The following is a 14,948-nucleotide window of genomic DNA, read 5'->3' as shown; positions in this document are numbered from 1 at the left end:
TTTTTTTTATTTCCATCAAGAATGAATATGATTCAGTCTATTGACAAATAACAAAGGAAAAGCATCCGCTTACGATACAAGTTTTACTAAATCGCATAATTAAGAAGTCGCTACAAAAAGCATTAGGAGGAGATTGGAATGTACTTGAAAAAGAAATGGCTGGCTATACTTTTAGTAACTCTGTTTATCTCAATGACGTCTTATAACAGTACATCGCAGGCGATTGCTGAAAAAGGGATGCTCACTACTAAGCGAATAGCTATTGTAATCGACGATTTTGGCAACGACCAACAGGGCACCCGTGAAATGATGGAGCTTCCGGTTCCGATTACTGTGGCTGTGATGCCATTTCTGCCAACCACGAAGCGAGATGCTGAATGGGCTCACCAATTAGGACATGACGTGCTTATTCATATGCCGATGGAGCCCGTTCATGGGAAAAAAAGCTGGCTTGGGCCTGGTGCTATCACGGCCGATTTATCTGATGAAGAGATACGCCAAAGAGTTTTGGCAGCCATTGACGAGGTCCCTTTTGCAATCGGAATGAACAATCATATGGGATCCAAGGTGACAGCTGATGCACGGATAATGCGAATTATTTTGCAGATTTGTAAGGAAAAGAATTTATTGTATCTGGATAGCAAAACGACTCATAAGAGTGTAGTAAAGCCTGTAGCCGCTGAGCTGGGAGTTAAAATAGTCGAAAACAATATCTTCATGGATGATGTTTATACGCGTAATCATATCTCAAAACAAGCCGTAAAGGTGCAAAAGCATGTAAAAGATAATGATTCAACCATTGTCATCGGTCATGTAGGCCCACCAGGGAAAAACACGGCTTCCGTATTAAAACAGTCAGTTCCAGCTATACAGGAGCTAGCTCAATTTGTGACCATTTCTAAGCTGGCTCCTTAACGGGTACAGCTTTTTTTATGCGTTGAAAAGTTGGTGTTATTAATTTTCCAAGTAATTAGTAACACCGGTTACTATAGCTTCTGCCAGCTTCTTCTGCTTCTGAGGCTCCATCATTTGTTCACGGTCTGAGGAGTTAGAAATGAATCCCATCTCAACTATGACAGCAGGCACATGGACATGCTTAAGCAAGAAGTAGGGTTTTCCAAGAACAGCTTCAGTTGACGTACCATACATGTTATTCAACGAACGTTGTATAGATTCGGCAAGCCTTTGGCTAGGCGCTGTTTTTTGAAAGAGTACGAGTGGACCTCTTATGGAGCTGTTTTTAGACCAGTTGACATGAAGACTAATAAGCACCTTGGGGTGAATTTCATTGGCCAGGTGGCTTCGTTGAGCCAGATCTTTCAGATGCCTTGAACGAGCCCGCAGCCATCCGTTTTCTTCGCTGAGCGCGTAGTCATTCATTCGGTTAACCAGGACAGTCAGCCCTTTTTCACGAAGTAGATTATAAGTAAGCTGGGCCATTTCCAGATTGATGTCTTTTTCATAGATGTTTCCATACAAAGTGCCGCTATCAATTCCGCCATGTCCTACATCAATCAACACATCCACATCTGTAACGAATGGGTTTCTAAGGACTGGATAAGGGGCTGATACATCCTTTGCAGTTACGACCTGGCTTATGCTTACTGTACCAAGTAATAAGATTAGAACGATCAAAAGCATTATGCGACGCATGACCAAATTCCCCCGTTCAATGATTTTTCTATACTATATCGTTCTCCAGTGGCTTAATCTCATTCATGATTGAAAACTTTCTCAGTAAGGGATTAATGCTACCTTAAGAGGGGAATACTACCAGGAAGATATAACTTGTAAACTGTGCTTGTGGAGCTGTCTTTTAAATAAAAGTTCAGTGCGGAACAGGTACAGTAATTATTCGCTAAAATTTCCAGGAGGTTTTACCTATGAATATCAGTGTGATTTTGATGATCATCCAATTGTTTTTTGCCATTGTAATCGGGTTGTATTTTTGGAATTTGCTGCGCAATCAGCAATCTAATCGAACGGCGGTTGATAAAGAATCGAAAAAGGAGCTTGAAAAGCTTAGGAAGCTGCGCTCCATTTCTTTAAATAAGCCTTTGGCTGAGAAGACAAGACCCAGTACTATGATGGACATCGTTGGCCAAAGAGAAGGATTAAGGGCCTTAAAGGCATCCCTGTGCGGCTCCAACCCGCAGCATGTTATCATTTATGGTCCGCCAGGTGTCGGTAAGACCGCGGCAGCGCGAGTGGTGCTGGAGGAAGCTAAGAAGAATGCGGAGTCACCTTTCCGTCAGGATGCTAAGTTTACCGAAGTTGATGCTACCACAGCACGTTTTGACGAGCGCGGTATTGCCGATCCATTAATCGGATCTGTTCACGATCCTATTTATCAAGGTGCGGGAGCAATGGGGGTAGCAGGTATTCCACAGCCGAAGGCAGGTGCCGTAACCAAGGCGCACGGCGGAATATTATTTATTGATGAGATTGGTGAATTGCATCCTCATCAAATGAATAAATTATTAAAGGTACTTGAGGATCGCAAGGTGTATCTGGAAAGTGCGTATTACAATTCAGAGGATACGAATATACCAGGCTACATTCATGATATTTTCCAAAATGGGTTGCCCGCGGATTTCCGCCTCGTTGGAGCTACTACACGTAATCCTAGTGAGTTGCCGCCAGCTATACGTTCCCGTTGCATGGAAATCTTCTTCCGTCCACTGCTGCCTGATGAGATCGGCAAAATCGCTATCAACGCTTTGGTGAAAATCGGATTCCCGGATAATCCGGCGGCAGTGGAGGTTGTTAAAAGGCATGCCACTAATGGACGCGAGGCTGTAAATATTATTCAGCTTTCAGCGGGTATGGCCTTGACGGATGGACGCAAAGAAATGACGGTTTCTGATGTGGAATGGGTTGTCAACAGCTCGCAAATTCCTCCAAGGCCTGAACGGAAAATCGGAACGAAGCCTGAGGTTGGTTTTGTAAACGGATTGGCTGTATATGGTCCTAATTTGGGTACGATGCTTGAGATTGAAGTCACTGCAATACCTGTTTTACAAGCTGGCACCGGCAAATTCACTATTACGGGAGTTGTCGATGAGGAAGAGATGGGCGGAGGCTCCAGAACGATCCGTCGCAAGAGCATGGCAAGAGGGTCGGTTGAAAATGTGCTGACAGTGCTGCGACGTCTCGGAATAAATCCGTATAATTACGATTTGCATATTAATTTTCCAGGGGGAACGCCAATCGATGGTCCTTCTGCGGGAGTGTCTATGGCGACTGCGATTGCCTCTGCCATTAAACAAATACCAGTCGATAATCACATAGCCATGACCGGTGAAGTTGGTATTCATGGAAAGGTGAAGCCTGTAGGCGGTGTGGTAGCAAAAGTTGAGGCTGCTTTCCAAGCAGGAGCTACCAAAGTAATTATACCCAAAGAGAACTGGCAGGAAATATTTAGCGGCTTAAACGGGCTTGAGGTCATACCGGTTGAATCCGTTGAAGAAGTCCTTGCCATTGCGTTGGGAGTTGAGCTAACCGTACTTCCGACTACATCAACCGTACAGCCTGATTTGCTTCCTACAGCTTCTGTAACCGTCCTGCACGCTGATGGACTTGAATGAGACTCTAACCAATTATTCGGCTCATTGTATGGGTGATGTCTCTATACGATAGGAGCCGATTGGTGTTTTGAAATTAATTTTGATAAAATGTAAATTATAGCAAACGGGTTATTTTTTCGTATAACCCAACTTGTGCTTACGAAGTAAAACTTTGCTAAAGCAAAGTTACGGCAAATGCTTACGAAGTAAACTTTGTTAAAGCAAAGTTCTAGAGGGGGTGCTCCAAGATGGGATCGAACAAAATGAAGGTGCGGCGTGTGCCTTTGCTTCCATTGCGCGGGTTGCTCGTTTATCCGAGTATGGTGCTGCATCTGGACGTTGGCAGAGAGAAGTCGGTGAAGGCGCTGGAGAAATCCATGGTGGACGACAGTATGATACTTCTATGCTCACAGTCGGAAGTGAATATTGAAGAGCCTTCAACAGAAGATATATATCGAATAGGTACCATTGCAAAGGTTAGGCAAATGCTTAAATTGCCGAACGGCACAATTCGAGTACTGGTTGAGGGTGTCGTCCGTGCGGAAATTACCGAATTTTTAAATAACGATGAGTATTATGAAGTGCAGATTAAAGAACTGCCCGAGCAGGAAACCTCTGACCCAGAGATTGATGCATTAATGAGAACGGTTCTAAATCAGTTTGAGCACTATATTAATCTGTCGAAGAAGGTAACGCCCGAAACGTTAGCGGCAGTTTCTGACATTGATGAACCGGGAAGATTGGCAGATGTTATCTGCAGCCACTTATCTTTGAAGATCAAGGATAAACAGGAAATACTGGAAACTATAGATGTAAAGCTGCGGTTGGAGAAGCTGCTCAGCATTTTGAATAACGAACGTGAAGTTTTGGAGCTGGAGCGTAAGATCAGCCAACGCGTCAAGAAGCAAATGGAGAAAACACAGAAAGAATACTATCTCCGCGAGCAGATGAAGGCTATTCAAAAAGAGCTGGGCGACAAAGAAGGCCGTGCAGGTGAGGTAGAGGAGCTCAGATCCCAGCTTTCCAGTACGGAAGTGCCGGACAAAGTTAAAGAAAAGATTGAAAAGGAAATCGATCGGCTTGAAAAGATGCCGGCAACCTCAGCTGAGGGAAGCGTAATTCGCAATTATATCGATTGGTTATTAGGTGTCCCTTGGAGTACCTTTACCGAGGATGACTTGGATATTAATAGAGCGGAAGAAATTTTGAATGAGGATCACTACGGGCTGGAAAAACCGAAAGAACGAGTTTTGGAGTACTTGGCCGTACAGAAGCTGGTTAAGAAGCTAAAAGGCCCTATTCTATGTCTCGTTGGCCCTCCAGGAGTAGGTAAAACTTCGATTGCGCGTTCAATTGCTCGGTCGCTCGGTCGCCAGTTTGTCCGAATTTCATTAGGAGGCGTCCGGGATGAAGCGGAAATTCGCGGACATAGACGCACCTATGTGGGAGCCATGCCGGGTCGGATCATCCAAGGAATGAAGAGTGCAGGAACCTCCAATCCGGTTTTTTTATTGGATGAGATAGACAAGATGGCGATGGATTTCCGTGGAGATCCTTCAGCCGCGCTGCTCGAAGTGTTGGATCCGGAGCAAAATAGTACATTCAGCGATCATTATATTGAAGTGCCATTTGACTTGTCGAATGTAATGTTTGTTACCACGGCGAATGCAGTGCATAATATACCTAGGCCATTGCTCGATCGAATGGAAGTGTTGTACATTCCAGGGTATACAGAGATCGAGAAGCTGCATATTGCCAACAACTATTTGCTTCCGAAACAGCAAAAGGATCACGGCCTACAGGATGGGCAATTGAACATAGAAGAACAGGCTTTAATGCGAATTGTTAGAGAATATACACGGGAATCAGGCGTAAGAAATCTGGAGCAGCAGGTTTCTGCTATATGCCGAAAAGCTGCAAAACAGCTGGTTTCTGGTCAAGTCAGTTCCGTTCAGGTTCGAGTGGATAATGTAAAGGAATTCCTTGGACCCTCCAAGTACCGTTATGGAATGGCTGAGGAATACGATCAGATCGGAGCGGTTACCGGACTTGCATGGACTGAAGTTGGTGGTGACACGCTTGTCATTGAGGTTACGGTAATGCCCGGCAACGGCAAGCTTACGCTTACGGGCAAGCTGGGGGATGTAATGAAGGAGTCTGCACAGGCCGCATTCAGTTACACGCGTTCTCGCGTAGAGCAGCTTCGGATTCCTCCTGATTTCCATGAGAAGGTGGACATTCACATCCATATACCCGAAGGTGCCATACCCAAGGATGGACCTTCAGCCGGCATAACAATGGGAACCGCGCTAATTTCGGCATTGACGAATATTCCGGTTTCTCGTGAGGTTGCGATGACAGGTGAGATTACCTTACGTGGCCGTGTGCTGCCGATTGGCGGTTTGAAAGAGAAGAGCTTAGCCGCGCATCGTGCAGGCATTCGCAGGGTCATTATCCCTTTTGACAATGTTAAGGATATAGAAGAAGTTCCGGAGAGCGTTCGTCGTGAGCTTACCTTTATCCCGGTTTCCCATATGGACGAAGTTCTTGAGCATGCATTAGTTAAGCAGGTTCAAGTATAATTAGAATAAAGTTTCAACCAAAGAAAGAGTGAAGGTCACAATGAAGGTTAATCAAGCTGAGTTTGTTATCAGCGCGGTTGGTCCGAGCCAGTACCCTCCCGATGCCTTGCCGGAAATTGCTCTGGCAGGGCGTTCGAATGTCGGTAAGTCATCACTGATCAATCGGATGATCCAGCGTAAAAATCTTGCCAGAACCAGTTCCAAGCCGGGTAAAACCCAGCAGCTCAATTATTATAAAATAAATTCGGACTTATTTTTCGTGGATTTACCAGGTTACGGATATGCTCAGGTTTCCAAATCCAAACGTGAAATCTGGGGAAAGTTTATTGAGCAATATTTAATGCATCACGAGTATCTAAAGTTAGTATTGTTAATAATTGATTTGCGGCACCCTCCCTCCAAAGATGATCAGAGTATGTATGATTGGCTCAAGCATAACGGTGTACCTATGTGTGTGGTTACTACGAAAGCCGATAAAATCACAAAAGGCCATTGGCAAAAGCATGTAAAAATTGTTAGAGAGACGCTGCGCATGGAAAAGCATGAGAGACTTGTATTGTTTTCGTCCGAGCTTGGTGTGGGAAAGGACGAGCTGTGGCAAGTCATTGAGCAGGAAATAGGCTGGGGAATTGAGGAAGAATTAGAACCTGTTTCACCAACAGACATAATCGAGTAAGCCTTATACAGCTGTATGGCCACCTGAGCCATGCAGCTTTTTCATACATTAATTAGAATAAACATACGCATTCTAATTCATGATGTAATAATAAAAAAAGTAAACTAATCTTGCGATTATGGTAGGGATTCGCAGAACTTGATAAGGGAAAGCGAGGAATTTAAATATAATCTTGAAATCCTTCAAGGAAAAAGCGTTTTTTTCTGGAATTCAACGGAATTCAATGAAAAGCTGGCAGGAATATTAAATATTTATGTAGTATAATGTATATAGCACAGTAGAATAAGAGTTAGGCTTCAAGGTTCGCAAATAAAGAATCGAGGGATTTTTATGGCAATGAGGTTAGCGACCGAATACGTCAAAACCTGCCTACAACTGACGGAAGCCGAAATGGCCCTGTTTATTCAAATGTTTGTTGACCATCAAGCTTCTCTGCAAGTAAGAGTGCTTGAAAACGGAAACCAAGAGGTGGTACTGCTGGACGATGCAGGTCAAGAGATTGTCCTCTCGTTCGAAAGAAAGTTAGGCGTTTATGTTTGCCAAGGCTCATGCAGGATTACAAACAAAAATTTAGTCAATTTAATGAGAAAAGCTGTTTCCTCCTTCAAAGGAAGCGCAACTGTGCATCGACTTTATGAAACATACACCATGATCTACGAATATGAACACGGAACGGTAGTTAAAATTGTGGAATACAAGGAAGGCACCGATAAAGTCATCTATGAATACAAGGACACCATCGGCCAGCTTAACAAGCTATTCCTTAGAAATGAAGTTGAACAAGAGATTGGACGAATAAGACTCCAAATCAACCATTTACTTGATTTAAGAAATGACATTCAAGAACTTGCCGTACGCGAACAAATCGATGCCCGCTTGCAGAAGCTGGCACATGAATTGTTTGTACTCGAAGCTTAATTATATATCTTATTTCAAATACAAGCTCCTCTCGTTGTTTCCAAGCAGCGGAGGAGTATTTCTTTATGCTATCCACCAAATTTCTATACACTTGTGGGGCGTTGTTTACATATGCTAGACAGTGGTTTAGATAAGGTGTAATGGTAAAAAGAGAGATTCTTAAAAAAAGTGTTGCATTTTTGGTGAATAGATGTTATTTTTATTCTCGTTGAAAACAAAATAGGAACCAGGATTCACTCAGGACATTGAATGTTGCGAGAGATAACTCCCTCGGGAAGTGAATGACGTAGGTCCTAGCGGATGAAATTTTTCAAACATTTTATTCCTAGGAAGGGGGAACCGAAGGATGGAATATTCAACTTTCGGAAGACACGTTGCTGTAGATACTTGGGGGGTCGACTTTGATCTTCTCAACAATGCAGAATGGTTACAAGCGCAAATGGTGGAGGCTGCTGAGGCATGTGGGGCGACCGTAATGTCGGTTCAATCCAAACAATTTGAACCACAAGGTGCAACAGTGTTAGTATTATTATCGGAAAGTCATCTATCCATTCATACTTATCCTGAGAAAGGTTTTGCTGCACTAGATTGTTATACTTGCGGCGAAACAGTTGATCCTCAGTTGGCTATCGATTACATGGTCTCCGTGTTGAAACCGGAAACGACGCATGCGAAGAAGCTGATACGTGGTATGGGCGAGCTCGTAGTGGAAACACCGGTTATGAAGCAGGCACAATTGACTAAATAAATATAATATTAACTCGTTCATGAGTAATGGTAACCACGGAGCTTATCCGTGGTTATTTGTTATAATATCCCCCCATACAATAATCAAGTAGGCTTGGATTATTTAATGTGTTCAATGGGGGGATGTCAGGTGAGACGCAGAAGAAAGCTGCTCTTCTATGTGTTTTTATTGTTGGCAGGCTGTTGGTCATTGTATCAAATCAATAGCTTAATTATGGGCAGCCATACTGAGAAGCAGAATGCGGGGAAGCTGCTATATCAAGTTTCCTTATTCCAGATGGAGCTGCTTGGAAGCTTTTTGCATGATGCTAATCAGTCTCAAGGTACAGAAGGCTTGGATATGCTTCGTCAAGCTATTTATACAGCTAATTTTACTCATGAACATCTTGTTCTGGCATTCGGGGAAGATGAATTGGTACCGCTCAAGGGCCTTACACAGTTAATGCAATATGTGGTGCGTCTTCAGATTGGCGGTCAGCGGCCTTTGAAGGCGGATGAATCACAGACTCTGGAGCAGGTTCGTAAGCAATATGCGGACTTGTATGATGCTTACGGAAAACTAATGTCAACAGATCACAAGATAGTTTCCTCACAAAATGAACGATTAATCAAAACGGATAAAGCAATGACAGAGCTGATTAAGAAAAAGCTGCTGCAGTAAATTGCTTACTAATCCAGATTCGGTATAAAGAAGTTGAAAAAAGCTGAAAATAGAGTGATTGATAAAAAACTGCTTTCACATATTATTCAAAAAATTTGTCGGAGCAGTTCGTCAATATATGCTATACTGTTTTCAGAAACTTAAGAGGAGGGGCAGGTGACACCTATGCAAATCGTTGTAGCAGGCTTAAATTACCGAACAGCGCCGGTAGCAGTCCGCGAGAAATTTACTTTTTCCGATGGAGATCTTGCGCAAGCGTTGAAGGAGCTTAAAGAAACGAAATGCGTTATGGAGTGTGTCATCGTCGGCACCTGTAATCGGACAGAATTGTATGTTGTTTCCGATCGTGAGCATATTTGCGATCATTATTTGCGTGGATTTATTGAGAAATGGTTTGGTATTCCACGGGATCAATTCAATAAGCATTTGTACATATATGAAAATGAGAAAGCAATTGATCACTTGTTTCATGTAGCGAGCGGGCTTGATTCGATGGTTATTGGGGAAACGCAAATATTAGGTCAGGTCAAAGATGCTCTCCAGCTTGCACAGCAGGAGAAGACGACCGGAATAATGTTTAACACATTGTTCAAGCAGGCTGTAACGATGGCAAAACGTGCACATACAGAGACAGGTATCGGCGATAATCCGGTATCGGTCAGCTATGCGGCCGTAGAACTAGGGAAACGGATTTTTGGCAGTTATGATCATAAGAAGGTTATGATTGTAGGTGCAGGTAAAATGAGTGAATTAACCGTCAAGCATTTGTATGCTAACGGTGCGGATAAGGTTATTGTTGTAAACCGGACTTTAAGCAGAGCCCAAGAGCTTGCGGATAAGTTTAGAGGCGTGGCCTGTTCCATGGACAAGTTGCTTCAATATTTGGAGGAAGTGGACATCGTTATTAGCTCGACCGGATCAGCCGACTTGGTGTTATCCCGTGAGCAAGTTGCAGGCGTATTGCAAAAGCGCCGTTCAAGACCTCTTTTTATGATAGATATTGCCGTTCCGCGGGATCTAGATCCAGCTATCGGAGAGCTGCCGAACGTATTTTTATATGATATTGATAATTTGCAATCGATAGTGAATAACCATTTGCAAGAACGACGCAAAGCAGCCGTTATCATCGAGGAAATGATCACCGAGGAGAAGCAGGCATTTGAACAATGGACCAAGACACTCGGTGTTAGCCCGGTCATTCAAGCACTGCAAGCAAGAGCCGGTTTGATCCATGAGGAAACGATGGACAGCTTGATGAAGAAGCTTCCCGATCTGGAAGAGCGAGAGCTGAAAGTCATTCGTAAATTAACGAAAAGCATAGTTAACCAAATGCTTCGTGATCCCGTTAACCGCATCAAAGAAATGGCAGCCGAAAAACACGGTGATGAGGCTTTGGAGTATTTCACCAAAATATTTGCGCTTGAGGAGCAATTGGCGCAGCGGGAGCATGAGGAGCAAACAGCGCGTCAGCTTGCAGCTGACAGTGCCCATGATCGTTGGAAGGAAGAACAACTAACGAAAGTTCCAATGAATTCTGCCGATGCCTTGGCCAAATCGTAATCGGAAGAGGTGCATTGGTCTATGGTTACGAAAAGCTGGTTATATGATGCTATAATTTATATATATGCCCTGAGCCTCCTGTTTTACTTCTCGGACTTTGTTGGTTCGAATCGAAGTGCAAAACGGATGGGTGCAGGGTTGCTTTCTTTTGTATGGCTTTTGCAAACGTTCTACTTAATCTATAGTTTGATCGAGCATAATAGAGCGGATGCGTATTCATTGTTCGAAACGTTATTTATGCTATCTTGGCTGCTTGTTACGGTATCATTAATAATAAATCGTTTTTTTCGTATAGAACTATTTGTTTTTTTTGTTAATGTAATCGGCTTTGCCGTGTTGGCTTTGAATTTTTTCAGCAATCCGAAAGTATCGCCAACGTTAGCCTCGTGGAAAATAAGCGACGAGCTGCTTTTTATCCATATTAGCCTATCGATCGCCAGTTATGCCGCATTTGCCATTGCAGCCGTTTTTTCATTCATGTATTGGTTCTTGCACCGCCAGCTTAAGGAGAAAAAGTGGTCCAAGCTGATGCAGCGGCTGCCTAGTTTAGATAGAACAGATCAATATGCCTATGTTTCAGTTATTATGGGTGCACCTTTATTATTATTGGGCCTATCGCTTGGAATCGTTTGGATTGTGTTAGAGGGAGATATGAAGCTGCTATTCGACTCTAAAGTAATAAATTCCTGGTTTGTACTTTTGGCTTATGGCTTTTATTTATTTCAACGGCTGCTTCTAAAAACGCCCGGAGATAAGCTTGCGCTTTGGAATTTGGCTGCATTTTTCATCGTTGCTCTGAATATCGTATTTGCCAACTTCTATTCCACCTTCCATCAATGGTCATAAATGTTTGCAATAATGGAAGTGAAATCTAGCAGAAGCAAAACGATAGTTTTGCAACTAACGGCACTTCAACTTACGAAGAAAGTTGCGCCAATGCGAAGCTCTAAGGAGGTTTCAATTGAAGGAGCGAAGGAATAAGAGCTATTATCCTTTGATGCTTGACATAATTGGGAAACCTTGTGTAATCATTGGAGGGGGCGTAGTAGCACAGCGTAAAGCCGAATCTTTAATTGAAGCTGGCGCCACGATAACTTTGATAAGTCCTGCTTGTACGGAACAGCTTGAAGAATGGGCTCTGGGAGGACATGTGTCGATAATAAAGAAGCATTTCCAAACAGGGATGACAGAGCTTCGAGAAGCACTTTTGATATTCGCGGCAACGGATCAAGCGGAAATCAATGAGGCCGTGCGTTTGGAAGCGGAGGCATTGGGCAAGCTTGTTACAGTAGCGGATGATTCGAAGCGAAGCGGTTTTATTGTACCTGCCGTTGTTCGTCGGGGGAAGCTCGTGATCTCAGTATCTACGACTGGAGCAAGTCCTGCTGTGGCTAAGCGGGTACGCCAGGAGCTGGAGAAGACGTATGGTGAAGAGTATGAGGTGTATTTGGAACTTCTTCAGGAGCTTCGTTCATTAATAAAATTGAAGGTAAAGGATACGATCGAAAGGCAAGCGATATTTAAATCGATGCTGGAATGGGACCTGCTTGGTTGGATTCGATCTGGCAGCTTCATATCTTCTTCAAAGCAAGCCCTTATGCAACGTATTGAAGCTGAACCAACATTGGCTGGAATAAAGAAGCTGGATAAATGGATCCGAGAGCTTACTGAATAAAGATTATTACCTACAAAAGTAAGGGGCTGAGCGTATTGCGTAAAATTGTAGTTGGCACTAGACAGAGCGCGTTGGCTTTGACGCAGACGGGACAAGTGGTGGATCACTTGCGCGAATTATGCCGGGAGCATGGTATCGAATGCGAGTTTGAATTGAAGAAGATCGTTACTAAAGGCGATCAAATACTAGATGTAACCTTGTCCAAGGTAGGCGGCAAAGGGTTGTTCGTCAAAGAAATCGAACAGGCACTCATGGACGGCGAGATTGATATGGCTGTACACAGCATGAAAGACATGCCTTGGGAGCTGCCAGAAGGACTTGTAATCGGAGCTGTGCCGCTGCGTGAGGATCCGCGGGATTGCTTGATCACGCGTGGGGCTGCGAGCCTTGATGAGCTGCCTCAAGGGGCAAAGGTCGGCACGAGCAGCTTGCGCCGTTCTTCCCAATTGCAGTATTATCGCCCTGATCTTAAGATAGAGTCGATCCGCGGTAATATTGATTCGAGGCTCAAGAAGCTCGAATCCGAGGGCTTCGATGCGATACTGCTCGCAGCCGCCGGCTTACGCCGGGTCGGCTGGGTGGATCGCATCAGTGCTTACCTGCCGCCGGAGGTATGTCTGCCTGCCGTAGGCCAGGGGGCGCTCTGCATCGAATGCAGGGGCGGAGATGCAGAGGTGCTTGGGCTGCTCAAGCACTACAATAACGAGCCTACAGCTATTGCTGTAGCTGCAGAACGGAGCTTTCTCGGCAAGCTGAACGGTGGCTGCCAAGTGCCTATCGGCGCTTATGCAACAATTAGCACCGAAGCTGACAGCACTACCATCACAATGACAGGGATGGTCGGTTCGCCAGATGGCGGTCAGATGCTTAAGGACACAATGACCGGGACGGATCCTGTCAAGTTGGGAAGCGAATTGGCGGATGCATTAATTGCAAGAGGAGCCGCTGATATATTGGCCACAGTGAGGGGATGAGTGCGATGAATAAAGGTGTCGTATATCTCGTTGGAGCAGGTCCGGGCGACCCTAAGCTTATAACGGTTCGCGGACTGGAAGCGATTCAGCGCGCTGATGTCGTTGTATACGACCGATTGGCAAGTCCAAGGCTTCTGAAGCATATGAAGCCGGGTGCGGAGAAAATATTTGTTGGCAAACTGCCGGACAAGCATATGCTTAAGCAAGCAGAAATCAATCAGCTGCTGGTTGACTTAGCTCTCCAAGGAAAGACTGTGACTCGCTTAAAAGGCGGGGACCCTAGCGTGTTTGGACGGGTAGGGGAAGAGGCAGAGTTGCTAGCGGACAATGAGATTCAATTTGAAATTGTCCCCGGTATCACTTCAGCTATTGCAGTTCCAACTTATGCGGGCATTCCGGTTACTCATCGTGATTTTACTTCCTCATTTTCAATCGTGACTGGACATGAATATCAGAACAAAACCTACAGCAGTGTAAATTGGGAAAACTTGTCCCAGGCTTCAGGAACACTTATCTTTTTGATGGGTGTTGCGAATCTGGAATTTATAAGGAATAAATTAATTGAAGGCGGGAAGTCTGTTACGACTCCGGTTGCATTAATCCGTTGGGGAACCTGGATGGAGCAGGAGACGCTGACAGGGACTCTTACCGATATCGTTGAAAAGGTTAGAGCAGCGAACTTTCAATCTCCTGCCGTTATTATTGTCGGAGATGTTGTAAAGCTGCGCAGTAAGCTGGCATGGTTCGAGAAGAAGCCCTTATTTGGACGGCGTATTCTTGTTACAAGAGCCCGCAGTCAGGCTAGTGATTTAGTAAATCTAATTGAAGAGCTCGGTGGAGAAGCGGTTGAATTTCCGGTTATCCGGACTCAGGCACCAACAAAGCCCGCTGCTAAGGAAGCGTTGGCCCAGGCTTTAAAACAACTGTATGATTTCGATTGGGTTATTTTTACAAGCGTTAACGGTGTAGAGCAATTCTTCGATCAGCTGCGGCTGAGTGGTATAGATGTTCGTTCACTTGGAAAAGCGCGTATTGCGGCCGTCGGACCCAAAACAGCCGAAGCGTTAAATATGCGCGGCCTGATGGCTGAGGCGCTTCCAGCGAAGTTTCAAGGAGATGAGCTGCTCTCATCAATTGAAGCGGATTTGAAGCCGGGACAACGCGTACTACTAGCAACAGCGGATATTGCCAAGGAATATTTGCCCGCCAGACTGCGTGAAAAGGGCCTTAATGTAACAGAGGTAGATGTTTACGAAACCGTTCTGGAAACAGACGGAGGCACTGAAGTTATTGAGCTGCTGCAGAAAAAAGCTATTCATATTATTACTTTTACCAGCTCATCTACTGTAACGAATTTAATTCGCGCTCTTGAGGAGCTTGGTACAGCTAATCCGAAGGAATTGCTGGCTTCCTGCCAGATTGCCTGCATCGGACCAATGACAGCACAAACGGTTAAAGAAGCTGGACTCACAGTTGATTATTTGGCTGAAGAAGCAACCGTTGAATCTTTAGTGGACAGTTTATATAAAGTCAAGTAAGCAGTTTTACTCTAATAGAGGTTGTTCGAAAAGTCACCATTTGATCACGAA

13 protein-coding genes are annotated in these 14,948 nt (G+C 44.4%); 12 read left to right on the top strand and 1 reads right to left on the bottom strand.

The genetic code is table 11. The features are described from left to right. Positions 1–138 precede the first annotated feature (138 nt). On the top strand, positions 139–915 hold the full coding sequence (locus tag NV381_RS00290) for a divergent polysaccharide deacetylase family protein (protein ID WP_419182227.1): 777 nt from the start codon (positions 139–141) through the stop codon (positions 913–915). 39 nt (positions 916–954) lie between these two features. Here NV381_RS00290 and NV381_RS00285 read toward each other — a convergent pair whose 3' ends face one another. Next, a complete protein-coding gene (locus NV381_RS00285) occupies positions 955–1,653 on the bottom strand; it encodes an N-acetylmuramoyl-L-alanine amidase family protein (RefSeq protein WP_258211252.1) in 699 nt (232 codons plus the stop codon). 230 nt (positions 1,654–1,883) lie between these two features. On the opposite strand from NV381_RS00285, the gene lonB reads away from it, so the two are divergent. The 11 genes from lonB to cobA all read left to right on the top strand — a co-directional run bounded on the left by lonB (position 1,884) and on the right by cobA (position 14,897). Beyond that, on the top strand, positions 1,884–3,587 hold the full coding sequence (gene lonB, locus NV381_RS00280) for an ATP-dependent protease LonB (protein WP_258211251.1): 1,704 nt from the start codon (positions 1,884–1,886) through the stop codon (positions 3,585–3,587). A gap of 227 nt (positions 3,588–3,814) precedes the next feature. After that, complete coding sequence (gene lon / locus NV381_RS00275; RefSeq protein ID WP_258211250.1) at positions 3,815–6,148, top strand: endopeptidase La; 2,334 nt, start codon at positions 3,815–3,817, stop codon at positions 6,146–6,148. Positions 6,149–6,188: 40 nt separating this feature from the next. After that, entirely contained in the window at positions 6,189–6,824 is a 636-nt protein-coding gene (gene yihA, locus NV381_RS00270) for a ribosome biogenesis GTP-binding protein YihA/YsxC (protein ID WP_258211249.1), read from the top strand. Between the two features lie 330 nt (positions 6,825–7,154). Next, positions 7,155–7,742, top strand: a complete 588-nt coding sequence (locus tag NV381_RS00265) for a non-ribosomal peptide synthetase module (RefSeq protein ID WP_258211248.1) — start codon at positions 7,155–7,157, stop codon at positions 7,740–7,742. 346 nt (positions 7,743–8,088) lie between these two features. Beyond that, positions 8,089–8,490, top strand: coding sequence for an adenosylmethionine decarboxylase (gene speD / locus NV381_RS00260; RefSeq protein WP_258211247.1), 402 nt, complete (start codon positions 8,089–8,091; stop codon positions 8,488–8,490). 129 nt (positions 8,491–8,619) lie between these two features. Further along, on the top strand, positions 8,620–9,150 hold the full coding sequence (locus tag NV381_RS00255; protein WP_258211246.1) for an S-adenosylmethionine decarboxylase: 531 nt from the start codon (positions 8,620–8,622) through the stop codon (positions 9,148–9,150). Positions 9,151–9,315: 165 nt separating this feature from the next. After that, positions 9,316–10,710: a glutamyl-tRNA reductase gene (gene hemA, locus NV381_RS00250; RefSeq protein ID WP_258211691.1), complete on the top strand. Its 1,395-nt coding sequence runs from the start codon at positions 9,316–9,318 to the stop codon at positions 10,708–10,710. Positions 10,711–10,731: 21 nt separating this feature from the next. Further along, the gene (locus NV381_RS00245; protein WP_258211245.1) at positions 10,732–11,556 is read left to right on the top strand and encodes a cytochrome c biogenesis protein; all 825 of its coding nucleotides are present in this window, start codon (positions 10,732–10,734) and stop codon (positions 11,554–11,556) included. Positions 11,557–11,671: 115 nt separating this feature from the next. Continuing rightward, positions 11,672–12,385, top strand: coding sequence for a precorrin-2 dehydrogenase/sirohydrochlorin ferrochelatase family protein (locus NV381_RS00240; RefSeq protein ID WP_258211244.1), 714 nt, complete (start codon positions 11,672–11,674; stop codon positions 12,383–12,385). Positions 12,386–12,420: 35 nt separating this feature from the next. After that, positions 12,421–13,359 (top strand): hydroxymethylbilane synthase, encoded by a 939-nt coding sequence (gene hemC, locus NV381_RS00235; RefSeq protein WP_258211243.1) that lies wholly within the window; start codon positions 12,421–12,423, stop codon positions 13,357–13,359. A gap of 5 nt (positions 13,360–13,364) precedes the next feature. Continuing rightward, positions 13,365–14,897 carry a uroporphyrinogen-III C-methyltransferase gene (gene cobA, locus NV381_RS00230; RefSeq protein ID WP_258211242.1) on the top strand — a complete coding sequence of 511 codons (1,533 nt, stop codon included), beginning with the start codon at positions 13,365–13,367 and terminating at the stop codon, positions 14,895–14,897. Positions 14,898–14,948: the final 51 nt, after the last annotated feature.

It is taken from the genome of Paenibacillus radicis (ex Xue et al. 2023), assembly GCF_024722015.1.
Taxonomy (GTDB): Bacteria; Bacillota; Bacilli; order Paenibacillales; family NBRC-103111; genus Paenibacillus_S.
The sequence above is the reverse complement of the archived record's forward strand: the minus strand, read 5'-3'. Positions and strand labels throughout refer to the sequence as shown.

Coding starts and splice junctions, on each gene's coding strand:
- speD (WP_258211247.1), top strand. CDS start 8,089: ATGGAATATTCAACTTTCGGAAGACACGTTGCTGTAGATACTTGGGGG.
- NV381_RS00245 (WP_258211245.1), top strand. CDS start 10,732: ATGGTTACGAAAAGCTGGTTATATGATGCTATAATTTATATATATGCC.
- NV381_RS00285 (WP_258211252.1), bottom strand. CDS start 1,653: ATGCGTCGCATAATGCTTTTGATCGTTCTAATCTTATTACTTGGTACA.
- NV381_RS00290 (WP_419182227.1), top strand. CDS start 139: ATGTACTTGAAAAAGAAATGGCTGGCTATACTTTTAGTAACTCTGTTT.
- NV381_RS00265 (WP_258211248.1), top strand. CDS start 7,155: ATGGCAATGAGGTTAGCGACCGAATACGTCAAAACCTGCCTACAACTG.
- lon (WP_258211250.1), top strand. CDS start 3,815: ATGGGATCGAACAAAATGAAGGTGCGGCGTGTGCCTTTGCTTCCATTG.
- lonB (WP_258211251.1), top strand. CDS start 1,884: ATGAATATCAGTGTGATTTTGATGATCATCCAATTGTTTTTTGCCATT.
- cobA (WP_258211242.1), top strand. CDS start 13,365: ATGAATAAAGGTGTCGTATATCTCGTTGGAGCAGGTCCGGGCGACCCT.
- hemA (WP_258211691.1), top strand. CDS start 9,316: ATGCAAATCGTTGTAGCAGGCTTAAATTACCGAACAGCGCCGGTAGCA.
- yihA (WP_258211249.1), top strand. CDS start 6,189: ATGAAGGTTAATCAAGCTGAGTTTGTTATCAGCGCGGTTGGTCCGAGC.